General features: G+C 36.4%; 17 protein-coding genes, 1 pseudogene and 1 riboswitch. Of the genes and pseudogenes, 8 read left to right on the top strand and 10 right to left on the bottom strand.

Going from position 1 to position 23,053, the window contains the following annotated elements; all coding sequences use genetic code 11:
- Positions 1 to 367 precede the first annotated feature (367 nt).
- Positions 368 to 937: an alkyl hydroperoxide reductase subunit C gene (gene ahpC, locus BLE01S_RS16385; protein WP_066144852.1), complete on the top strand. Its 570-nt coding sequence runs from the start codon at positions 368 to 370 to the stop codon at positions 935 to 937.
- A gap of 12 nt (positions 938 to 949) precedes the next feature.
- Complete coding sequence (gene ahpF, locus BLE01S_RS16380) at positions 950 to 2,479, top strand: alkyl hydroperoxide reductase subunit F (protein ID WP_066144850.1); 1,530 nt, start codon at positions 950 to 952, stop codon at positions 2,477 to 2,479.
- 305 nt (positions 2,480 to 2,784) lie between these two features.
- On the opposite strand, the gene BLE01S_RS16375 is transcribed toward ahpF, so the two are convergent.
- On the bottom strand, positions 2,785 to 4,839 hold the full coding sequence (locus BLE01S_RS16375) for a catalase (RefSeq protein WP_066144913.1): 2,055 nt from the start codon (positions 4,837 to 4,839) through the stop codon (positions 2,785 to 2,787).
- Between the two features lie 254 nt (positions 4,840 to 5,093).
- Here BLE01S_RS16375 and BLE01S_RS16370 point away from each other — a divergent pair, with 254 nt between their 5' ends.
- Positions 5,094 to 5,711 carry a hypothetical protein gene (locus BLE01S_RS16370; RefSeq protein ID WP_066144848.1) on the top strand — a complete coding sequence of 206 codons (618 nt, stop codon included), beginning with the start codon at positions 5,094 to 5,096 and terminating at the stop codon, positions 5,709 to 5,711.
- Between the two features lie 231 nt (positions 5,712 to 5,942).
- Here BLE01S_RS16370 and BLE01S_RS16365 read toward each other — a convergent pair whose 3' ends face one another.
- Positions 5,943 to 6,395 (bottom strand): helix-turn-helix domain-containing protein, encoded by a 453-nt coding sequence (locus BLE01S_RS16365; RefSeq protein WP_066144846.1) that lies wholly within the window; start codon positions 6,393 to 6,395, stop codon positions 5,943 to 5,945.
- Positions 6,396 to 6,874: 479 nt separating this feature from the next.
- Between BLE01S_RS16365 and BLE01S_RS16360 the strand changes: the two genes are divergently transcribed.
- Entirely contained in the window at positions 6,875 to 8,155 is a 1,281-nt protein-coding gene (locus BLE01S_RS16360; protein WP_066144844.1) for a phytoene desaturase family protein, read from the top strand.
- The gene (locus BLE01S_RS16355; RefSeq protein WP_326255780.1) at positions 8,109 to 9,023 is read left to right on the top strand and encodes an RNA polymerase sigma-70 factor; all 915 of its coding nucleotides are present in this window, start codon (positions 8,109 to 8,111) and stop codon (positions 9,021 to 9,023) included. Before BLE01S_RS16360 ends, BLE01S_RS16355 begins: the two co-directional genes overlap by 47 nt.
- A gap of 199 nt (positions 9,024 to 9,222) precedes the next feature.
- Here BLE01S_RS16355 and BLE01S_RS16350 read toward each other — a convergent pair whose 3' ends face one another.
- Genes BLE01S_RS16350 through BLE01S_RS16340 form a run of 3 tightly spaced genes read right to left on the bottom strand, consistent with a single transcriptional unit; the run spans position 9,223 to position 12,404 of the window.
- The gene (locus tag BLE01S_RS16350; RefSeq protein WP_066144842.1) at positions 9,223 to 10,437 is read right to left on the bottom strand and encodes a NupC/NupG family nucleoside CNT transporter; all 1,215 of its coding nucleotides are present in this window, start codon (positions 10,435 to 10,437) and stop codon (positions 9,223 to 9,225) included.
- 57 nt (positions 10,438 to 10,494) lie between these two features.
- Positions 10,495 to 11,451: a nucleoside hydrolase gene (locus BLE01S_RS16345; protein ID WP_066144840.1), complete on the bottom strand. Its 957-nt coding sequence runs from the start codon at positions 11,449 to 11,451 to the stop codon at positions 10,495 to 10,497.
- Positions 11,448 to 12,404, bottom strand: a complete 957-nt coding sequence (locus tag BLE01S_RS16340; protein WP_066144838.1) for a nucleoside hydrolase — start codon at positions 12,402 to 12,404, stop codon at positions 11,448 to 11,450. The genes BLE01S_RS16345 and BLE01S_RS16340 overlap by 4 nt, the downstream gene beginning before the upstream one ends.
- Positions 12,405 to 12,592: 188 nt before the next feature.
- Positions 12,593 to 12,694: riboswitch (purine riboswitch) on the bottom strand.
- A 213-nt stretch (positions 12,695 to 12,907) separates the two neighbouring features.
- Between BLE01S_RS16340 and BLE01S_RS16335 the strand changes: the two genes are divergently transcribed.
- Complete coding sequence (locus BLE01S_RS16335) at positions 12,908 to 13,762, top strand: 5'-methylthioadenosine/S-adenosylhomocysteine nucleosidase (RefSeq protein WP_066144836.1); 855 nt, start codon at positions 12,908 to 12,910, stop codon at positions 13,760 to 13,762.
- A gap of 100 nt (positions 13,763 to 13,862) precedes the next feature.
- Here the strand turns inward: BLE01S_RS16335 and BLE01S_RS16330 are convergent, their stop codons facing one another.
- From BLE01S_RS16330 to BLE01S_RS16310, 5 genes and pseudogenes are all read right to left on the bottom strand, one after another.
- Positions 13,863 to 14,486: an NDxxF motif lipoprotein gene (locus BLE01S_RS16330; protein ID WP_066144834.1), complete on the bottom strand. Its 624-nt coding sequence runs from the start codon at positions 14,484 to 14,486 to the stop codon at positions 13,863 to 13,865.
- 4 nt (positions 14,487 to 14,490) lie between these two features.
- Positions 14,491 to 15,033, bottom strand: a complete 543-nt coding sequence (locus tag BLE01S_RS16325; RefSeq protein ID WP_432806514.1) for an HAAS signaling domain-containing protein — start codon at positions 15,031 to 15,033, stop codon at positions 14,491 to 14,493.
- Positions 15,034 to 15,744: 711 nt separating this feature from the next.
- Positions 15,745 to 16,926: a saccharopine dehydrogenase family protein gene (locus BLE01S_RS16320; protein ID WP_066144828.1), complete on the bottom strand. Its 1,182-nt coding sequence runs from the start codon at positions 16,924 to 16,926 to the stop codon at positions 15,745 to 15,747.
- A 625-nt stretch (positions 16,927 to 17,551) separates the two neighbouring features.
- Positions 17,552 to 18,301: pseudogene (locus BLE01S_RS16315) on the bottom strand (AraC family transcriptional regulator); the annotation flags it as partial.
- A gap of 32 nt (positions 18,302 to 18,333) precedes the next feature.
- Complete coding sequence (locus BLE01S_RS16310) at positions 18,334 to 19,296, bottom strand: helix-turn-helix transcriptional regulator (protein ID WP_066144822.1); 963 nt, start codon at positions 19,294 to 19,296, stop codon at positions 18,334 to 18,336.
- 110 nt (positions 19,297 to 19,406) lie between these two features.
- Between BLE01S_RS16310 and BLE01S_RS16305 the strand changes: the two genes are divergently transcribed.
- Both BLE01S_RS16305 and BLE01S_RS16300 read left to right on the top strand, forming a co-directional pair.
- Positions 19,407 to 19,901 carry a GyrI-like domain-containing protein gene (locus BLE01S_RS16305; RefSeq protein ID WP_066144820.1) on the top strand — a complete coding sequence of 165 codons (495 nt, stop codon included), beginning with the start codon at positions 19,407 to 19,409 and terminating at the stop codon, positions 19,899 to 19,901.
- A gap of 939 nt (positions 19,902 to 20,840) precedes the next feature.
- Positions 20,841 to 22,994, top strand: a complete 2,154-nt coding sequence (locus BLE01S_RS16300) for an SNF2-related protein (RefSeq protein WP_066144818.1) — start codon at positions 20,841 to 20,843, stop codon at positions 22,992 to 22,994.
- The last annotated feature ends 59 nt before the right edge of the window (positions 22,995 to 23,053 follow it).

The following is a 23,053-nucleotide window of genomic DNA, read 5'->3' as shown; positions in this document are numbered from 1 at the left end:
TGCGCTTATTTTCGTTATCACATAAACTTCGGCTATGGTATCTCTAATATCTACAATTGGGAAGTTCTAATGTTAATTGAGAATAAATCTTTTGCAATCAAATTCAAATAATAATTTAAACCACGATATATACTCATTCATCCCATTGGATTCACCAACTGCCATTATTGATTAGAAAGAGCAAATTAATGTAGTTCAAGATGAAGGTAGTCTATTCTTGACAAATGTGAAGTAATATACGATAATGAATATCGAATTAGAATTATTATAGTTAACCATCAAAATACATGATTGGTTGTTTAAGGTTTAAGTTACTCCTAAACGAACAACTATTAATTCTAAAAACATACTAGGAGGAATATATATTATGTCTCTAATTGGTAAAGAAATTCAAACATTTAAAGCAACAGCTTACAATAGTGGTAATGGTGAGTTTATCGACATTACTGATGAAAATATGAAAGGTCAATGGAGTGTTGTTTGCTTTTACCCAGCAGACTTTACATTTGTTTGCCCAACAGAACTTGAAGATCTTCAAAATCAATACGCAACTCTTAAAGACCTTGGTGTTGAAGTTTATTCCGTTTCAACGGATACTCACTTCACTCATAAAGCATGGCACGATCATTCAGATGCGATTAGCAAACTTGAATATATTATGATCGGCGACCCTTCACAAACAATTTCCCGCAACTTCGATGTACTTGATGAGGAAGCAGGTCTGGCACAACGTGGTACATTCATTATTGATCCAGACGGTATTGTACAAGCAGCTGAAATCAATGCAGACGGTATCGGCCGTGATGCAAGTACGCTTATTGACAAAATTAAAGCAGCACAATATGTTCGTAATAACCCAGGCGAAGTTTGCCCAGCAAAATGGCAAGAAGGCGGCGAAACACTTAAACCAAGTCTTGACCTTGTAGGAAAAATTTAAGGAGTGCATTCCATGTTACTTGATGCAGATATAAAAGCACAATTAGCCCAATATCTTCAAATGATGGAGGGCGGAGTGCTTCTCAAAGTAAGTGCGGGAACAGATGAGGTTTCACGCGATATGATGTCACTAGTGGACGAATTAGCCACTATGTCATCACAAATTAAAGTGGATAACACGGAGTTGAAGCGAACTCCGAGCTTCAGTGTGAATCGTATTGGCGAAGATACAGGAGTTACTTTCGCTGGTATCCCTCTTGGTCATGAATTCACTTCTCTCGTACTAGCTCTTTTGCAAGTCAGCGGCAGAGCTCCTAAAGTCGATCAAAAGGTAATTGACCAAATTAAAAATATTAAAGAAGAGTACCACTTTGAATCGTATATCAGTCTAAGTTGTCAAAACTGCCCAGAGGTAGTACAGGCACTTAACTTAATGAGTATTCTAAACCCTAATATTACTCATACCATGATTGATGGTGCAGCATACAAAGAAGAAGTAGAAAGCAAAAACATCATGGCGGTGCCAACAGTGTTCCTTAATGGAGAATCATTTGGTAGCGGCCGAATGACTGTGGAAGAAATCCTTGCTAAATTAGGTAGTGCACCAGATGCATCTGAATTTGCTGATAAGGAACCATTCGATGTACTTGTTGTCGGTGGTGGACCAGCGGGTGCAAGTGCAGCAATCTATGCAGCACGTAAAGGTATTCGCACAGGTATCGCTGCTGAACGTTTTGGTGGCCAAATCCTTGATACAGCTTCTATTGAGAACTTTATTAGTGTTAAACACACAGAAGGCCCTAAGCTTGCAGCAAGTCTTGAGGAACATGTGAAAGAGTACAATATTGATGTGATGAATCTACAACGTGCTAAACGTTTGGAGAAAAAGGATCTCATTGAAATTGAACTTGAAAACGGCGCTGTACTTAAGAGCAAAACCGTTATTCTTTCAACAGGTGCTCGCTGGCGTGATGTTGGCGTTCCTGGAGAAGCTGAATTCAGAAATAAAGGTGTGGCGTACTGTCCGCATTGTGATGGCCCATTGTTTGAAGGTAAACATGTAGCTGTTATTGGTGGAGGTAATTCAGGTGTGGAAGCAGCAATTGATCTCGCCGGCATTGTTAAGCATGTAACAGTTCTTGAATTTATGCCAGAGTTGAAAGCTGATTCTGTATTACAAGATCGTCTTTATAGCCTACCAAATGTTACTGTACTTAAAAATGTTCAAACAAAAGAAATTACTGGTACAGATAGCGTAAATGGAATTAGCTACATTGAACGTGATACAGAAATAGAACAACATATTGAACTATCAGGTGTATTTGTTCAAATCGGTCTTGTACCGAATACAGATTGGTTAGGCGACTCAGTGGAACGTAATCGTTTTGGCGAGATTGTTATTGATAACCGAGGAGCAACAAACGTACCTGGCGTATTTGCTGCTGGAGACTGCACGACTAATCCATATAAACAGATCATTATTTCTATGGGATCAGGTGCGACAGCATCCTTAGGGGCTTTCGATTATCTAGTTAGAAATTAATGAACGAATATGATTAGTTCAAGTATACCTATATAAGTATACGAAGAAAGTCACCTTGCTCTCATAGCAAGGTGACTTTCTTTTTTACAAGCTCAAAAAATTTTCCTATTATCTAGTTATTTGAATGAATTTCATCATAGACAGACTCACACAGGAACCCGAACAAAGTTGATTTCCGCTCCATTCAATTAGGTTGAGACCCTATTCGCAAATTATTGAGTGCACTTTCGTGTAAAGCTTCGGATTTTAGTGATTAAGTAATGATGAAATTAAATCATATATAAACTAACTAATTTTTCCTTTTCTTATACAATCAGCCTATCCCAGAATCGGTGAGCTGCAATTGCGTTAACTAGTTGATCTGTGAAGATATTTGCTTGTTCACTACCAAGTATGACACCTAATTTACTAGGTAATTGCTGATCTTTAAACCACTGCTCTCCTATATCTGTTGCTGCGATCGGTTTATAATGAATAAAGGCCTCTTTCATAAACATTTTCGCATCATGTTCGAATTGTTTACTCGCAGATGTTCCTCCAGCAATGTAGACCCCATCAAAAACAACAGAAGCATCGGTGGCAAATGTATGTTTCGACATATGTACACTGCCATCATCTGCTTTAATTGGACCTAATTTATCACTTAAAATAACTGCTTGTACACCGGATAATAGTAAATTTTCTACTACGGATTTAACGGTTTTACCATTAAATCCATCAGCAACAACTACTGCTACTTTTCGCGTTTTTGCCAATTTCGGTGTATTCTCTTGACTGAGTGCAGGTGAAGATTTGGTCACCCCTGTCCCTCCTGATGAAGGAGTAACAGCGCCAAGTGTCACAGCAAAAGCATTCGCTAATCCTAAATCGACATTGCTAAACATATCAACAATTCTTTGTTGTATTTCTTTATTTTTCACTTTACTAAGTTCAAATCGGAAAGCATTGATAATATGATCCTTTTCAGCATTACTCATACTGTTCCAAAACAATGTCGCTTGGCTGAAGTGATCATCAAAGCTTTTACTTCTTGCCCGTATTTTTCTCCCTTCCACTTTCTCTTGATAATGTGCATATCCACCGTTTTCTTCACTTACACTATGTGGAGAATTATTGGCTAATGCATTGTTACGGTATGCAACTTGACCTATGTTAATCGTTTGGCGATGATACCCATCGCGTTGATTATTATTAAATGGGCAAATTGGACGATTGATTGGAATTTCATGAAAGTTCGGTCCACCAAGACGGATCAACTGTGTATCTGTATAAGAAAAAAGACGTGTTTGAAGCAATGGATCATTGGTAAAGTCTATGCCAGGAACGACATTTCCGACATGAAAAGCCACTTGTTCTGTTTCAGCAAAGACATTGTCAACATTTCGATTTAGCGTCATTTTCCCTATAAGTTGTACGGGAATATCTTCCTCTGGCCAAAGCTTTGTCGAATCGAGAATATCAAAATCAAAAGCAAATTCATCTTTTTCTTCAAGGATTTGAACGCCAAGCTCAAATTCTGCATAATTGCCCATATTAATAGATTCCCATAAATCACGACGATTAAAATCTGGGTCTTTTCCACCTATTTTTTGTGCCTCATCCCACACAAGTGAGTGTGTACCTAAAACCGGCTTCCAATGGAATTTTACGAAATGTGCTTTGCCTTCTTCATTTATCAAACGAAACGTATGCACACCGAACCCTTCCATCATTCGGTAGCTTCGCGGAATCGCGCGATCACTCATTAGCCACATAACCATATGGGCACTTTCTTGATTTTGCGAAACCCAATCCCAAAACGTATCATGGGCGGAAGCTGCTTGCGGCATTTCATTGTGGGGTTCAGGTTTAATTGCATGGATAACATCAGGAAACTTAATACCATCTTGGATGAAAAAGACGGGCATATTATTTGCAACTAAATCGAAGTTGCCTTCCTCTGTATAAAACTTGGTTGCAAATCCTCTAACATCTCTTGGCGTATCCATTGATCCTCTAAAACCAACAACAGTAGAGAAGCGGACAAAAACAGATGTTTTTATACTGGGATCTTGCAAAAACTTAGCTTTAGTAAAAGGTTTCATCGAGTCATTATATACTTGAAATTCTCCATGTGCGCCAAAACCTCGCGCATGGACTACTCGTTCTGGAATACGCTCATGATCAAAATGAGTCATCTTTTCACGAAAATGAAAATCCTCTAGTAATGTTGGTCCACGTTCTCCCGCTGTTAGAGACAGCCCATCTTCTGATACTTTCAATCCTTGATTGGTCGTCAAATCTTTATTCTGATTATCATCACTTCGAAATTGATCTAGTTGTTCATTTTTTTTGTTTTTAATAATTTTCTCATCTTTCACAGTCAAACCTCACTCCTTTTTGGTGTTCATTCCCTTGACGTAGTCTTTGTAAAAAATGAGTATATTATGTAAGAATATTCATTCTCGAGAATACAAAGGATTAAAAAAGGTGACTTAGCTTGGTTTGATCTTCATATAGCGTTCATAATGAAACTTTATAACACTTTCATTCGTAATCACTAGGAGAATAGGTAAAATATTCATTGGCAATATACCGCACCTGAATGAAATAGGCGAATGAGAGGTTTATGTTTATGAGGAAAAAACCAATAAAAGTAAATAAAGAACAGAACAAAAAGCGACTACGAATCATTTATGGCTTTTTAATGATCATGATTGTTTTGCTTCTAATAGGAGGCACTTTTATTGAATCGAATGGGTTTATGACGGATCTTTATAAAGCGTTCGTCTTTAACTTTATTGGAATGTCCTTTGTGTTTGCCGCTGCTTTGACATTCTGTTTCTTTTTTCTGTATCACATCTTTGTAATCATCATTTATAATCCCCAGAGGATTATAAAATCATCGGTCATCAAATTCGCAATTGGTGGGATATTCACCTTAATAATTACCATTTTTTTATTAATTTTCGGTGTTACTGAAGCCAAAAAGTCTATTCAGAGTATGAAAGATTATAAAAATGGCGAATGGCAAGTCAAAGACTTAGTAGTTACAGATGTTTATAGAGGATCTCATGCACATAAAGGATCTCTTCGTACTAAGAGTGTACTAATTGAAACTGATAAAGGTGAAATGACACTCTATTTTGAGGACTTTCTAATATATAAAGGAGAGAAATATCGTTTTACTTACTTAGATGCAACAAAGACGATTATCAAAGTCGAAGAAATGAAAGGTGAAACAAATCCCTGACTATGGAGTGTAGTGCTCAGCTTACTTTCTTTACTTTTGTGCTCGATTAGCAATAATAATTTTTCTTACATTTGTACTAAAAAACCTCATTTACCTGTGATAGGCTTAGCGTGATAAAGCAAAATGAGGTTTTTATTTTTTAATTTAATATTTTTATGAGGACAAAACTGTGTTGAATTAGCACGAAATGACGTATTTAAATACAAATTGAATATATTAGTATTTGTTTAATTAAATATATTTATTTTTCAATTGATCACTGCCGATGCCACCAATCACCATTAAAATTAGTGGTAAAAAATTGGTAACAACTTTTGGTAAACCCTCTAGTATAAGAATATTTGTACCGAAAAAATGGTTTAATGCGAGAATGATGATTTTAAATACTAATAAGAAAACACCTAATAAAAAAATACTATCGAACAAATCTTTCCACTTTGGGTACGCCAATTGCTTACTATCCTGGATTACTTTCTCCTTCAACTCTTCATCACTCCTTAATAGTTCATCTATCGTAATACCGAATAAATCACTCAGATCGATGATTATCTCGATATTAGGATAGTTTTTTCCAGTCTCCCATTTTGAAACAGACTGACGACTAACATGAATCTTGTCAGCAAGCTCTGCTTGTGACCACCCCTTTTTTTCTCTTTCTCTTTTTAATCGATCACTAAAATTCATCATCTCATCTCCTTTCCTTACAATTCCATTATTAAAGAATAAGTAAATGAAGTAAAGCTAGTTCTAGGCGCATCAAGGCGCAACCTCTAGTTGCCACATTCTATACGTCTCAAATTCATTTACTATTTTCGGATTTTATCATCTTCATGTAGTATTATATTCCCCATCCGTTATAAACAAATTGGCTACAGAAAAAACAAGGAAATTGTGCGTTCAATCTCCTTACCATTTTTTAATTTAAATTTTATATCAATCCAACAATAAGGGAGGGGAAAATTTCCAATAATTCTCCAGCAAATCTTCAAAACCTCATTAAGATATTTTACTATTCCTTTGTCTTAAGTGAACTTCTAACAAAATTCCCGATCACTTCAAAGCCAGTAATTTGATCTCCCTTATGCACAAATTTCCATGAGATGTGTCACATTTATCCTCCTATACACGTCATGAGTTATGAAAAAACTTTGGGAGGTTTGATTATGACTAAAAAATGGGATGTTATTATTGTCGGTGGTGGGCTAGCTGGTTTAGTGGCAGCTAATTATTTAGCTAAAACCGATTTGTCTATATTAGTTCTAGAAAAAGGGAAAAAGATTGGTGGAAGGGCTAGAACGGATTGCATACGTCAACAGTATTTAAATTTAGGTCCCCATGCCCTTTACAAAAAAGGAAAAGCCAAGTTGATTCTCGAAGAATTAGATGTTGAACTTAATGGAAAATCCCCTAAATTAGGTGGCATTTTAGTTGAAAAAAATATGGAATACACTGCACCTTTTACTCTGTTGGGGATTTTTTCAACAAGTCTTTTAAATTGGAAAGAACGTATTGAATGGGCTAGAGTTTTGATAAAAGTGATTTTAATTAATACCGAAACGTTAGCACAGCAGACGTTCGAAGAATGGGTTCAGCAAACATCAGATTCAGAAAAAGTTCAATCATTATTTTATTTACTAGGTAGACTTGGGACGTATTGCCATGCCTCTGAAAAGGCAAGTGCAAAAATCATTGTATCGCATTTGAAGGCTGTTCTGAGCGGAGTACTTTATTTAGATAACGGTTGGCAGACAATTATAGACCAACTCCACAATAAAGCAGTTATCTCGGGTGTACAGATTCAAACACATAAAGCTATCAAACAAATTGACCCCATTGAAAATGATCATTTTAAATTAGTTCTATCTAATAACGAGGAATTTTCCGGAAAGTATGTGTTATGTACAACAGCCCCTCATGAACTTAATCACATGTTAGGTGAAAAGGCTACCCTCTCTCAAATTGACGCCTTTTCCAAAATGACAGCAGTAAAGGGAGCTACGATCGATGTTGCTTTAACGCAGCTTCCTAATCCTAAGCAATTGTTCGCTATGGGTCTAACGGACCCGCTCTATTTCTCCGTACATTCAAGTTATGCCCGACTTTCTGAAGATGCTAAGAGCGCTGTACTTCATGTGTTTAGATATTATCATCCAGATGAACAAATAGACGGAATAACGGTAAAAAACGAGCTTGAACAATTCTTAGAAAAGATGCAGCCAGGGTGGAAAAATTATGTAATTACAAGTCGTTTTATTCCTCAAATTAACGTGAATCAGCGCTTGCCTCGAATAGGAGATGAGCAAAGGCTAAACCGTTTTAAAACAGAATTTCCAGGATTATATATAGCAGGAGATTGGGCTTCTCTCGATTCTATATTGTCAGAAGGAGCAGTCAGCAGTGGAAAACAAGCAGCGGAAGAAATTATTAAAAAGGAAAAGAGTTGATATCGTGCAAATTAGTAATGAGGATTATCAACAATTTAAACCATTGTTGTTTTCAATAGGTTATCGTATGTTAGGTACAATCTCGGAAGCAGAAGATATTGTACAAGAAACCTTTTTAAGAGCGTACCAAATGAAGGAACAGAAGATAGATAATAAGAAAGCGTATCTCTGCAAAATGGTGACAAACCGCTGTCTGGATGTTTTAAAGTCAGCACGGTACAAAAGAGAACAATATATAGGGCCATGGAATCCTGAGCCATTGTTAATCGAGAAAACAGAGGACTCTGACCCATCTGAAATTGTCTTGCAAAAAGAAGGATTGAGTATTGCCTTTTTACGGATGATGGAGCATTTGGCACCAGATGAACGAGCAGTCCTGCTATTAAGGGAGGTATTTGACTTCCCATATTCGGAGATTGCTAACATCATGGAGAAGAAAGAAGAAAACTGTAGGAAGATCTTCAGTCGTGCTAAGCAAAAGATCTCTCTCATAGAAGGCGAAAGCTTAAACTTTGAGGAGAATAAATCTATTATTAATCGCTTTATCCAGGCCTTTCAAATGCAAAATATAGATGCCTTATTAAAACTTGTATCTGAAAATGTCACCCTATACTCGGATGGCGGAGGAAAAGTTAAGGCTGCTGTTCGCCCAATCGTAGCTATATCCAACGTCTTGGCATTACTATACGGTATAATGAAAAAAGCCGAAAAAGACTTTTATTTTGAAATTAAAAATGTTAATAGTCAGCCAGCAATCGTGGTATATATGAATGGCACGGTTCATAGCATCCTTAGCTTTTATATTATTAATGAAAAAATTAACGAAATATATATGACTATGAATCCTGAGAAACTGCCCATTCATTAAGAAAATATGTAGTAGAAAAATCTGATTTACCATTTGAATGGTGACAAAAGGCGAATGTATTGGACTAATACAAAAGTGAAATAATAATGGGCAGCACTATTCTTACCGACTTTTGCTAGGCGGATTACTGCAAAAAAAGAAACTACTTGGGCTATTCCCAAGTAGTTTCTAATAATATTCTCATATTCTCGGAGCTCAGCTAAACCAACATCCCTGCAATGGCTGCGCTCATCAGATTAGCAAGTGTTGCCGCTATAATTGCTCGTAATCCCATCTCGGCAATATCCTGTCTTCTTGACGGTGCCATTCCTCCTAATCCACCAATTAACAATGCAATGGCTGCAAGGTTGGCAAAACCACAAAGTGCAAAACTAATCATTACTACACTTTTAGGTGATAGGTTAGCTATTTCCGGAGCAAATGAAGTATAGGCAACAAATTCGTTTAATACAAACTTTTGCCCAATAAAAGAGGCAGCCTTTAATGCTTCATCCCATGGAATTCCAATGAGGAAGGCAAATGGAAAGAATAGATAACCTAATATTTGTTCAAGCGTTAAAGAGTCGTAACCAAAGATTCCACCGATTGCTCCAATAATCATATTAACTAAAAAGATAAGTGATATAAATGCAATTAACAATGCCCCTACACTCACGGCTATTTTTAATCCGTCCATAGCCCCACGGGATGCCGCATCGATAACATTTCTCGATTCCTCATCTTTGACCATTTGAATACGATTGTTTGAGTCTATTTTTTCTGTTTGGGGAACAATTATTTTTGCAAATAACAATCCGGCCGGAGCACCCATAAATGCAGCAGCTAACAGATAATCAAGCGGAACACCAAGCGTAGCATATCCACCTAAAACAGCCCCTGATACGCAGGCCATTCCACCTACCATGACGGCAAATAACTCCGATTTTGTCATTTTATCAATATAAGGTTTTATAACTAATGGAGCTTCTGTCGGTCCTAGAAAAATATTGGCAGCAGCTGACATCGATTCGGGCTCACTTGTCTTAAGAGCCTTTGCCAAAAGCCCACCGATGATTTTTGTAGCAAACTGCATAACTCCCAAATAATATAGAACCGAAATTAATGAAGCAAAGAAAATAATAATAGGCAGCACTTGTAATGCAAAAGTAAATCCCGCGTTTTCTGCGCTTAAAATCCCGCCGAACATGAACTGAACTCCAGCATCAGATGAGTCAATCACTTTTTGCACAATGCCTGAAATGACTTGCAGTATTTTTCTTCCGAAATCCCATTTCAAGACGATAAATGCAAAGATAAGTTGAATGGCTAACGCGCCAATTACAGTTCTTAAATTAATAGATTTACGTGCTGTTGATAAGGCAAATGCAATTGATAATATACCGATGATCCCAATGATTCCCCAGATGTATTGCATAGCTGCTCCCCCGTCATGGTGAAATTAAGTAAATGGTATTCATATTTAATAAATCGTCTATTGGATGGAACGCAGTACATCAAATAGCATTGCTTCAAAAGCATCACGATCAATACCTTCACATACACGAACATTTTTTTTGCGTTCTAAGCGATTGTTTATATCCACTAAGCTGTACCCTCTTGTGAGTTCGCCAGTTAATTCAATATCTACATGATAAAGATTAGACTTGGTCATTATTTCTTCCTTTGCTGCAACAGCAGCTAAAAGTGTATCTGGGTGTGTTGTACCATTTAATTTGTGGACACTTTTATTAAACTTCATCACAACTTGGTTAATATCTGTGAAAAACTTTGACCCTTTTGTCGCTAATGCTGCAATAGCTTCATGGTCAGTGTCATCCATAATTGAATATTCCGTACACATTTCCCAACCAACCATTGTGATTGGAATCGCTGAATGAAGAACAATTTTTGCTGCTTCAGGGTCAACCCAGAAGTTATATTCCGCACTTGGTGTAATGTTTCCAAGGGCATTATTCGTTCCGCCCATAATGTAGAGATGAGGAATTTTCGGAACAATTGTCGGATCCTTTTTAATTGCCATTGCGATATTTGTTAAAGGAGCAATAGCAATTAAATGAATATCCCCCGGATATTTATGAACCGTTTCAATAAGAAAATCAACCGCATGTCCCTCAGCTGGACGCTGGATAGCCTTGTCAAAAAATGAATCCCCCATCCCATCTTTTCCGTGAACATCCTCTACCGTGCGATGTTCTTTTTCTCCAAGCCCCATTAGTGGACGCTCATAACCTTTATACACAGGTACTTGTCCACCTTTACCAGCAACCTCAATCGTGTAAAGGGCATTTTCTACTTGCTGATCAAATTGGACGTTCCCACCTGTGATCGTAATTCCCTCCACTTGAAAATAATGAAGGGCAGTTAATATTGCAATCGTGTCGTCTCCAGCTGTATCCGTATCAATAATAACTCTTTTTTTCTCTATCATTTCGAATTCTCCCCACTAACTTGCTTAGCTAATTCGGTCATATAATCGAAGAAAGCATCGCGATTAACATCATAAACGACATTAACAGGACGACCATTAGGTGTTTCAACTGTTCGCCCCTGGCTTGGTCCATCTGTGATAACAGTACTATTAACCTTTTGTACTTTAACAAGATCGGTATTGCCAATGAATGCAGTCGTTAACACATCCCATAAATAATAGGTGGAATTTGTTTTAAAATGAACGAGCGGTGGTACCATTGCATAACATTGGCCAAGGAAATCAACCCCAATATATTTACGCTCTCTTGCCCAACGTTCACGCACATCTAAAGTCAAAGGTACTTGATTCGTACTTTCAAGTGCCACTAAATCAATTTCTATATTTGTTTCCCATACTCGACCTGCAGCTTCTGGATCCCAAAATACATTCCATTCCGCTGTCCCATCATGTTCAGGTTCATGAACATTGCCGTCCTCACGGAAAGTGCCGCCCATCCATACAAGTCTCTCAATTTTTTCTTCAATATCTGGAGCTTCATCTAAAGCACGAGCAAGATCAGTTAGAGGGCCCGTGAATAATAAAGTTGTTTTTTCTGGATTATTGCGAATTGCATCGATCATATGAAGATGTGCTGGTTTTTCTGCCACTGGTGTAATAATTTCCCCAGATTCGTTTAAAATCGGCAGTGCATCTACAAGAAACGCATGCATTCTCCAATCTTTTGGAAATGGGTTCTTTCCACGTGAATTTGACTCAGCAACATCAAGACCAGCTTTTCCAAAGCGATCCATAATTTTTCGACTTGCGAATACCGCTGGCTCTAAATAACAATCAGCCGGAATGACCGATACACCTGTTAATTCAATATTGTCCATTTGTAATAATAAAAACAACGATACAAGATCATCCACACCGCCGTCATGATTAAAATAAATTTGTTTCTTTGCCATTTCACATTCACCCTTTTCAAAAATTGTTTATATGAACACGTCACCAGTCTCTACCTAATCTTCTTATGGCCCCTCATTTTCAAAGGAGAATATTCAAGGCTAGTAAAACGCAAAAAAACCGGGTATATATTCTACCCAGGCTGCGGAATTACATTCAAAAGTAACAGAAATAGAGAATACAAGTTTCCATTTCCAGTCACTTTTCATGTAGTCCGGTAGTTTACGGTTACCAGGTAGAGACGCTTGTGCCATATTCACAAGCATATACATTTAATTAAATTATCTTTTCCTCTTCTATTAATAGCATAAAAGCTCTATAGCGGTCAATCCAATCACGAATGTTTATATGTTTTGACAATTATAATGTTCGTGTATACAAGCCGAGTCATTAATCTCTCTTGTCAAATTCCTTTTGATATAGTATACTCCTAAATGCAAATTATTACGTGATGATTTGCATTTAATGTTCGTGTTTACATATATACTGAAAGGATAGATAAAAAATGAACAATTATTTTAAGCTATTTACGAATATTGTTATTTTACTTTTATTGTTGGTGGGATGTTCAACAAATGCGGAAAAGTCACCTGAAACAGACCAGCAACCGAAGAAGGAACAACCAATTGCCGTCCAAGGCGCGATGGATGTGGAGGTTTCAGAATTTCTAAAGGCCATGGGCGATTATAAAGAGGAGAAACATGGGAATTACTCCTTTTATGTAGGGGAATTGGAGGGCATTCCGATTGTAGTGTCCCGAACAGAAGTCGGAATGGTGAATGCAGCGGCATCGACAACTCTATTAATTGAAAAGTACAAGCCTAAAGCGGTAATCAATCAAGGAACAGCTGGTGGGCATGATCCAAATATTCATGTGTTCGACACGGTAATTGGCACTGAGGTCATTAATATCGGCAGCTTCCGCTCTGAACGTATGGAGGATGGCCAAGGAATGAAACCCGAGAAATGGATCCATATGTCAACAGAGCTTAGAGATAAGAATGGTGAAAAGCAAGATTATGCATCATTACCAAGTGACCCAAAACTCGTAGAAGTTGCAAAAAGTGTAGCTGACCAGTATAAGCATGGAAAAGTCGTGGAGGGAGTTATAGGTAGTGGTGATTGGTGGAATCGGGAAATCGATCGTATCCAATGGTTTCATGAGAACTTTGGAACAAGTGGAGAAGAGATGGAAGCTTTCGCTGTTGCCCAAGTTGCTCATTTACTAGATGTTCCATACCTATCCTTACGAACGATTTCCAATTCTGAAGTAACAGATGACAATATTGAGGATTTGGAAAAAGCGGGCCATTATGGCGCAGAGTTTACGATTGATGTTGTAAAAGCCATCGCCAATTAACTCCAATTAAACGATGTATACAAACATGCAGCACCTCCCAAAATGGAGGCACTGCATGTTTTATTCAGACATATGATAAAAATGACCTTGGGTAATTCTTTTACCCTTCTTTTTGTTCCCGTCCAAATGCCTTAGTATCAATGTTTTTCTTATTAAGAAAGTCTTCTATTTTCTTCTGTTCTTTTCCATTTACTCCATCAAATTTATCCATTATTGATTTAATGTTTACTTTTGGAAGAGCTTCTTCACTTGCGGGGTTTGTTACATTATCAAACATTTCATCTATTGCATGAAGTGTCTCATTAACGCCTGTAATGTACCGACTTATTCTCTTAGATTCCTCTTGATAACCTTCAGGCAATGTATTGTTTGAAATATAGTTAGAGAAATTCTCATCATTTTCTTTTGTAAGTTTATTAATTTTATCCAACTTCTCTAGCTCTTCTTTCGTTAATTCCTTTTCATCATATATAGCCTCTTGAAATGGTTCACCCGCATTTAATAACTCTTCCGAGCTATCTAGATAACTTTTTATGCTTAATTTTATTTCTTCTTCATTTATCACATTATTTTGTTTTTCGGAGGTAAAGATATGATCAGGAACCTCCACATCCTGTATAGAAAGAACTTCATCTTCATCATCATCTTCTGTAATGTCCATTTCCCCCCGCGAACATGCGCTTAATATAAAAAGAATTAAAAAGCTAAAAAACAATTTTCTCATACAATTACTTCCCCCTTGCAATTAACATGTTCCATCTTAAGTATTTAATCATCAATCGAACAATAAATTTCCCAATAAAATATCCTAGGAATGCTAAAATTGTACCTATCATAATCCCTTTAATGGACTCGGAAATTTCACCAAATCCTATAGTATTAAATCCATTAATAAATCCCATTACAATTAAAATCAGTGGAGATAATATCATGAAAGGTACACCGATGATATAAGCTAATATAAATGGTAAAAGGATTAGCAACACAAAGAAACTCACTATAATGATAATACAATTCATCATATTTAATCCCATAATTGACAACAGTGCTGTAAACATACTTCTAATGCTTTTATTCTCTTCCACCTTATTAATTGCATAAACAGCGTTTAATTCTTTAGCAATCTCTTCAGGATTTCCTAATTCTTTAGATATTTCCTCTTCACTTTTATACTTATGTCCTTCCTCAGCAAAGTGCAAAATATATTCATCTACTATATCCCTTTTTTCTTTTGCAATCATAAATTTTAAACCACTTTCAAGAAATTTCAAAAAATTATCCTTGTTCAAGTTAATCTATTCCACCCTTTATAACTCTGTATTATAAATAAGACTATTAATTCCAGTACTCCTTATTAAACTAAGTATCCGAAATTCGGAAACAGCGTTTGTAGCTGATCTAATACTATATATATTAAAAAATACTTCATTGTAACATTTTAGTTCATTGCTTCACCTTTTGTTATTTTTTGAACATAAGAAAAGCCCTTTCTAGCAAATTTATCTCAGCTTTGATATTTCATTGTTATTTAAATTCAGACAAGTGAAATCCAATATCGCATAAACAGGAGTCCTTTTCAAGAATTATCTAATAATCCTTTTCCATCAAAAGTATCGAATAGGACCAGTTCCTGCCTACATGGATTCTTAAATAAAAAGCATAAAGAAACTACACCGCTAATAATGTGATGGTGTAGTTTCTTATCTCAAAATATACTTTGTTACAAGTGGTTAGCTACTGTTCATATTTTTATGCTTCGTATAAACGTATGAAATCTTTCTTATCACCATAACTTATTCAACAATACTCTTCGGTTGATCGACGGTAATCGTCGACTCAACTTTAATATTTGTGCTATTTTCATCCTCTTTGGTATAGCGCCCTTTTACAGAAGATCTCCTAATTCACTTTTAACTTTACCAACAAGTCAATCATTCTATTTCTTTCTTTAGCTAGTAAAGACATATACCTTACTTCCTGTATTAAGCAAAGATTATCTCATCTATAGATTCCAGTTCCTTTACCTCTTCTTGAATAGTTATTCCGCGTTTTTCCAGTTCCGTAAAAATAACTTGTGGATGAAGGAACGCTTCCTCCGGAATAATGACACCTTTCTTTTTAACCATTCCTTTTGCAATAAGTTCAGTCGCAATTGCCATTGGGATTCCAACGTTTCTTGTATAAGCACGTAACCCTTCTACTGACCCATCGGAGGCAGGATGTGTGTGAGTTAACGTATATTCATAGTGTTTGCCATCCTTCATACCTGTTACTTCAACATGGAGTGCATAACCGTATAGTTCCGTTTTATTCCCCTTTTCAGACTGATATAAATACTCGCTGATGCAGTCTAAAATCCCTACCTCTTGTTCGTTCATTGTAATTTTTTCATTTGTTAAGAACCCATAGTTATAAAGAGCACGAACAAGCTCCATGTTTTCTTTCGGCCATGTACCACGGACTTCAATCAGTTTCACGTCTTTTTCCCTCAGCGCCTTTTCCAGCGTTTTCGTTTCTGAATGAGGAATAATATATTGAGTGGTTTTACCATATGGCTCTGGTAGCTGAATTTCTCTTGGACGAGCAAATGGAGCTACTTGAATAAATTTGCCGTTTTCATACACGACACGTGTTGGCAAGTTTGGATCGTATTCATATGTTGTCGTTTCAGTGATCGATTTTGAGAAGGCAATTGGACGGAATGAGCCGTGACTCACGCGTACTGTCTCAACCGTATCCAATTGGTTTGCTGCATGCATGGCCATCATTTGCGTCAAACCAGGCGTCATCCCAAATCCCGGTAAACATGTTTTTCCGTTTTGTACAAAGAGATCATTAGAACTATCTTCCTCGCCAAAACCGTTTAAATTAATACCATGGCAGCCTGCTTCAGCGATACAAGCAGTTGATAATCCGTTTAATGTAATGGTTGTTCCATCCATGACAATATCGTAACCGCGCATCTTTTCCACTGTTTCTTCATGATCAAACACATTCACTTTTACAAAATCCACCCGTGGATCATTCAACCACTCGACGACCTTTTTTCCTTCTTCCTCGTTAAAATCGGCAACAGAAATCTGTTCAAACTCAGAATGTTGGACTAAATCAAATATCGCTTCACGGCAAATCTTCCCTGCTCCACCTAAACAAAATACCTTCATGCTCTCATTCCTCCTATTAAATATACAGTTGAATAGTTTGCTTCTAGTAATCTTCCATTACATCTCAGATGAGTTTTGCCGATCATTCGAATCAGGATATTTCCACTTGCTATCGTACTAATCGTATAAATCTAGCAAAAAAGCATGGACATTTCTTTTACATTTGAATAACTCATCACGTTGGACAATGACAAAACCCAAGCTTACCGTTCCAAACAGGATTACTATCATTTTCTTGTCAGCATGCTAGTAACATAGCACTTGATAAAACAAAGATAGATGCTTAATATTATCTCTCTTGGCTTTTGTTCCTTTGTAGCAAAATGTATTTATAAATACATTATAAAACCACATTATTGAGCTAGTATTAACATGATGTAAAAACAGCGTTAATAGTATACTTTGCTTGTTTTCGTTAAAACCAAACCCCGAATAGTGGGCACTTAAAAAAGTGGACCTATTCGGGGTTCAGTTTATAGATAAGCTATTCTCTTCTTTTTTCCATTCTATTAAATCTTCGATATTTATCTGTAATTGTATTCTTTCCATTTTTCTACCTTTATTAATCGTTATCTTCCAAATGAGCGGATGTAATAACTTTCCAAGAATAATCTGGTATTTCCATTCACTTTGTTTTATCAATCAGCTCTATATATTGTGAATCCCCATATCCTATTGTTGGGAAAACCTCGAATAATCGCTTAAGCAACTCAGTTGTAGGTAAATGTTTATTTTTTAAAATGTATTTTATGACCATATTATTTTCTGTCTGCATATCCAAAAATAACTCAATTGCCTGGTACATCACTGGAAGTAGTTCATTTGTCGGTTTCATATGATTGACCAATACTTCTTCATAGATAGAATAATAGCTACCTAAAGTAAGCTCCGTTTGGCTTACTTTAAATTCATCCTCTCTAAAGCTGTTAAAAAACACTTTACCTTTATACTGAGACTGTTCAAGATAGGCAAGGATAGTTAGAAGATTCATCTGACAAAACATGTCTTCCCCAAACCACAAAACAATATAGTTATAATTTTTCTTAAATAGATTATTTAAGGGCTTTATTACCTTGCTGTTGTAATTTTCCACAGTCTCATCATGTCCTGATGCTCTCGTTTGAATGAACGCATGATCGAAAATAGATGTCGTAGTCTCATTTACGCACATTGCTTCATTAAACGGTACATAATCAGAATCTCCCATAAGCTTTTTATTTTTAAATTCCTCATACATTACTTGACCGTTTAATATGTTCAGTACATCTTGATCAAATAATGCTCTCTTCCCTTTTTTTAATTGTTCAACCTCCGTTATTCTAGAGATATTCATTCTATAACCATCCTTCCCTTTATGAATAGTAAGCTTAGTAAATCTAAAATTATTTTGGTTTTAACTGACAATGCTTATGGGCAGAATAAGCATAATCTCTCTTGTAAACCTTGTAATACTTCTTCTGGTACTTCCCTGACCTTGATATCCCCGCCTAGGAAAAGTAGCCAATTTGTTATTTCAGTCAATTCTTCGGGATTATGAACATTGATAAATGTCTTTAGATTGGCTGTTGTTTGGTAAGGATTCGTATAGGAAATGGACACTTTTAAAGGATGATATTTTTTGAACTGGGCAATTGCCTTTGGACCAAGTTCAAGGATAAGGTTCATTACTTCTTCCTGCTTACTTAGTTTTTCTAAAATCTTTTTCTTACTTAATCTTTTTTTCGTAGGGTATGTTTTGACGTCGGTGAGATTGTCTACAGGAAAAATCCGCCTCTTTTCATCCTTTAAGTCATAGCCCTCAAACAACCAAAGGCCTTTTTCATGATAAAGGTGCAAGAGAAAAATTGGATAAGACTTTATTACCTTCTCTTCTTTGATGGTAATCAATAAATAGCTATCCAAAAGAAGGATTTGGATAAGTTTTTCTAACATGGGATGGGGAAGGTCCGAAAGATCAAGTAGGTCGGGATTCTTGGGATTGGTTCCTTCAAAAAGCAAGATTTGATTTAAAAGAACAAGATCATCTTGCTGGTTTTCTGAGATAAGTCCTAGTAATTTCTCAGCTAAAGACTGACGACTCTTTAGATAAGGGAGTTGTTGATTTCTTGTGGCCATAAAGGCAATAAAAAGAGCTTTAATCTCATTATCGGTAAAGCGAACAGTTGGCAGGACAGAGTTATTCATAACAGAATAACCCCCATCCCTTCCAACCTCCGCGACAAGAGGCATTCCCATGGCTTCAATTTCTCTAATATCTCTCATAGCTGTCGAACGGGAGATGTTAAATTCTCTCATGATTTCAGAGATTGTAAAATGGGCGCGATTGTTGATATAACGCATGATGATATTAATTCGCTCAACTTTTTTCATCGTGGCCTCCTAAACAGTATCACTTTTTGACATGATTTAAGGTTATTATAAACCCATCAAGTGGAAAGACAAATCATTTGATAAACTTTTAAAAAAGGAAGGTTTTAAATATGGCAGATTATATGATAGAAGAAAAAGATGGCTTTACCGTCTTAGGTATTGGAACCGAGCTTAAGAGTGATTACACAGACTTTGCTGGCATAAACAAGGAAAAGTCAGACTTTTGGCAGACCCTCAGCCAAGATGGAACACTTGACACTTTAAAAGCACTAGCAACAAATGACTATGTTTTTGTTGTAAATGAGGCAGTGAATAACAAGATGATGCATTATGCTGGAGTGATGACAGAGGCACCCGCACCCGCAGTAAAAGAATCAAGAGAAACCCGAGTTATTCAATTTCCTAAAGGGGAGTACTTAGTTGTTAAAGGAGAAGGAAAGACTACGGAAGAATTGAGTAATATAGTTACTGGCACTGCTTTTGGTCAAGCCTTACCAGAAGCCGATAATGTTGCCTATGTTGGAGGGCCAAATGCAGCGGTTGTGATGGGGCAGCGAAACGGCTTAGTTTTTGGTGAAATGTGGATTCCGGTGGTTAGGAAATAAGGAGATAGTTAACCATAAGCAACATTTCTAAGGAATCTTGAATCAGCGTTACTATTCCACCAATTCCTTACCGCAAGTGATGTAACTTTCTTAACACCTGTGTAATCACGCCTGCTCGTTTTGATCATGTAGGGTCTGAGGTAAGGCACAGTAGATTTGCTGTAGAAGTATTTGTAATTCCAGCATGTACAGTTACGGGGACGGTAGTTGATTTCTATTGTTGTATACAAAAGTACCTCCTTACATGGATCCATTTAAGGAGGTACTTTTATAAGAACTTCCTTCCAATCATTACTTTATTTTTAACTAACTTCCCTTATTTCTCCAACCTTGCTAGCGCTATAAATCTTCAAAAATATTCTTCCACGGTTATAAGGATTTCCCAGACCATTTGAATCACTCTCTATATAGAATAGACTTGCTAATTCAGGTATTATTGTAAATATATATTTGAACCCTTCAAAAGTAATGCAAAATATTATATCCCCAATTTATAGACATATAGGTAATCATTATGTCCTATTATAAAGTAAAGATTATCATTGTAAGTGATCTCCCAGCGGTAGGGGTCTCCAATATTTACCACCACACCTCTTAAATCACAAAGGAATTCGATGCGGATATCCTCTCTTCCATTGAAAAATTGTAAAGGACAATACACTACCTCCAATAGAACTTGATAGCTAACCAGCACTTTTATGAAAGACTTACTGAGGCGGAGACCCAAATCATGTAATACTTTATGTTCATTATTTTATGCCACGCACTGGAACGCTTGAGAATAGCTTCAATATCTGGCATCTGTGGCAGTAGAAGTATTTATATTCTCTATTTGCCCTTAACCGTACCACTCCATTCTGCTTGCTATTGTTAAGTCTGATTAAAACAATAAAGAAAGCTAAAAATATATATTTATATATACTTTCAGGGGGATTAACGATGATTAGGAATAAAAAGGATGTGAGGCGCTTAGAATCTGAATTAAATCACATTCAAAAAAGTATGAATCCATTTTCAGAAGAATATTTAAATCAAGGAATTAAAGATATATGGGAAAGAATGAAGATAATTGAGGGCAAAGAGAAATTAAAGACAATGCCAATGGATGTTATTTCTACTTTGGAAAAAGGGATGCCTATCAATCTATTAGTCAATAACGGCTTTCGAACCGTTTTTGATATAGTAAATCAGGAACCTAACGAGCTGATGCGAATAGATGGCATTGGGGAGAAAAGTGCTTATCCGATTTATGAGGCTGTCTTAAAAATAAAAGAATCGGTTTATCAACAAGCCATTCCGAGGATCAATCCGGATAACTTATCGATAGATGATATAAAGCTTCTAGAATCTATTTATAAGAAGTGGGAGCTTTTGAAGTTCATTGAAGCGTTGACAGTAGACTTTGAACAATTAAATGAGTCGATTAGGCCGGATATTGAAACGATCAAAAGACAGAAAGGTTTTATCGGATCCCTATTTCAATCTAAATCTGAAAAGGAAAAAATTAAGTCAGCATTTGAGCATCTGAACCAAGAGAAGTATAAAGAGAACTTAGATGACATAAAAGAAAAGCTAGATTATATCCTTCATTTTTCAGTAAATAAAGAAGAACTAATACAACATTTTGTTAACGAAAATGCCTCTTATTACACTGAAATCGAAAAGGTTACAGACTCTCGGCCAGTGGACTCCCACCAAGATTTACCTACGGAAATCGTTGAGGCGGTAAATAATTATATTTTAGATACGAAAGATCTAGATGTTACATTAAGACGTTATCAAGAGTTTGGAGCGAAATATGCGTTATATCACAAACGGACTTTACTTGGAGATGAGATGGGATTAGGTAAAACAATTCAAGGACTAGCTATGATAAATCACTTATCTCAAAACAATCAGAAATATGCTATGGTTGTTTGTCCTTTAAGTGTGGTAACTAACTGGAAGAGAGAAATTAATCAGCGTTCTAAATTAAAAACATTTATCTTCCACGGCAATAACCGTGATGCCGAATTTACAAAATGGCAATCAAATACTGGAGTTATTATTACAACTTATGAACAGACATTACGAATGACATTTGAGGAGGAACACCATTTAGATATAATGATTGTGGACGAAGCACACTATGTCAAAAATCCAGAGGCAAAGCGTTCACAAAGTATATATAAACTAGCAGGTATGACGGAGTATGTATTATTCATGAGTGGAACACCAATTGAAAATAGATTAGAAGAAATGAAGCAGTTAATGTCCATTTTACAACCTGAAATCGCTGAAAAGTTATCGCAAGAATTACATTTATTACAACCAAATAAATTTAAGCAGGTTGTGGCACCCGTATATTTAAGAAGAAATCGTAAAGATGTGCTGAGCGAGTTGCCTGAACTAGAAATCATACCACAGTGGATGAATTTTGGCGAAAAAGAAAAAAGGTACTACCATCAAGCTGTCATGGAAGGAAAGTTAATGGCAATGCGACGCGCGGGATGGCAAGGTGGTTCACCGGAAACTTCCCCAAAATTAGAAAAGCTGTTAGACATATGTGAAGTAGCTGCTGAAAACGAGCATAAGGTATTAGTGTTTTCCTTTTTTAAAGATGTAATAAAAACAATCCAACCGTATTTAAAAGGAAGAACATTTGAAGCCATTACGGGGGATGTCCCAAATGTAAGAAGACAAGAGATCATCGATGAGTTTACAAAAGCACAACCAGGGTCGGTTTTAATTAGTCAAATTACCGCTGGAGGAGTCGGATTAAATATTCAAGCGGCAAATATCGTCATTTTATGTGAACCTCAGTGGAAACCCTCTACAGAAGAACAAGCCATTAGCCGGGCCTATCGAATGGGACAATCTAGAAACGTTATCGTTTATCGATTACTAACGGAGGACAGCATTGACGTTACTATGTTAGAAGTATTGGGAGAGAAATCTAACTTATTCGATTTATACGCTAGAGAATCGGATGTTGCTTCACTTGCATTAAATGAGCAAGAGGAAGCTGAGGAATCCGTTAAGCAAAAAGTATTAAAATTAGAGAAGGAACGTGTGCAGCGAAACTTAGAGGACACTTTAAATAGCTCCCTTTAAGCAAAATTTAACTTAGATTATATAAAAAAGCGTCCCGGTTTAAACTGAGACGCTTTTTT

It is taken from the genome of Lederbergia lenta NBRC 16444, from assembly GCF_001591545.1.
Classification (GTDB): domain Bacteria; phylum Bacillota; class Bacilli; order Bacillales; family Bacillaceae_C; genus Lederbergia; species Lederbergia lenta.
The sequence above is the reverse complement of the archived record's forward strand: the minus strand, read 5'-3'. Positions and strand labels throughout refer to the sequence as shown.

What these genes read in the sequence shown, in the direction of transcription:
- BLE01S_RS16340 (WP_066144838.1), bottom strand. Translation starts at nt 12,404, where the DNA reads ATGGCAAAGAAACAAATTTATTTTAATCATGACGGCGGTGTGGATGAT.
- BLE01S_RS16350 (WP_066144842.1), bottom strand. Translation starts at nt 10,437, where the DNA reads ATGCAATACATCTGGGGAATCATTGGGATCATCGGTATATTATCAATT.
- BLE01S_RS16320 (WP_066144828.1), bottom strand. Translation starts at nt 16,926, where the DNA reads ATGAAGGTATTTTGTTTAGGTGGAGCAGGGAAGATTTGCCGTGAAGCG.
- BLE01S_RS16360 (WP_066144844.1), top strand. Translation starts at nt 6,875, where the DNA reads ATGACTAAAAAATGGGATGTTATTATTGTCGGTGGTGGGCTAGCTGGT.
- BLE01S_RS16300 (WP_066144818.1), top strand. Translation starts at nt 20,841, where the DNA reads ATGATTAGGAATAAAAAGGATGTGAGGCGCTTAGAATCTGAATTAAAT.
- BLE01S_RS16305 (WP_066144820.1), top strand. Translation starts at nt 19,407, where the DNA reads ATGGCAGATTATATGATAGAAGAAAAAGATGGCTTTACCGTCTTAGGT.
- BLE01S_RS16310 (WP_066144822.1), bottom strand. Translation starts at nt 19,296, where the DNA reads ATGAAAAAAGTTGAGCGAATTAATATCATCATGCGTTATATCAACAAT.
- BLE01S_RS16335 (WP_066144836.1), top strand. Translation starts at nt 12,908, where the DNA reads ATGAACAATTATTTTAAGCTATTTACGAATATTGTTATTTTACTTTTA.
- BLE01S_RS16330 (WP_066144834.1), bottom strand. Translation starts at nt 14,486, where the DNA reads ATGAGAAAATTGTTTTTTAGCTTTTTAATTCTTTTTATATTAAGCGCA.
- BLE01S_RS16345 (WP_066144840.1), bottom strand. Translation starts at nt 11,451, where the DNA reads ATGATAGAGAAAAAAAGAGTTATTATTGATACGGATACAGCTGGAGAC.
- BLE01S_RS16365 (WP_066144846.1), bottom strand. Translation starts at nt 6,395, where the DNA reads ATGAATTTTAGTGATCGATTAAAAAGAGAAAGAGAAAAAAAGGGGTGG.
- BLE01S_RS16370 (WP_066144848.1), top strand. Translation starts at nt 5,094, where the DNA reads ATGAGGAAAAAACCAATAAAAGTAAATAAAGAACAGAACAAAAAGCGA.
- ahpF (WP_066144850.1), top strand. Translation starts at nt 950, where the DNA reads ATGTTACTTGATGCAGATATAAAAGCACAATTAGCCCAATATCTTCAA.
- ahpC (WP_066144852.1), top strand. Translation starts at nt 368, where the DNA reads ATGTCTCTAATTGGTAAAGAAATTCAAACATTTAAAGCAACAGCTTAC.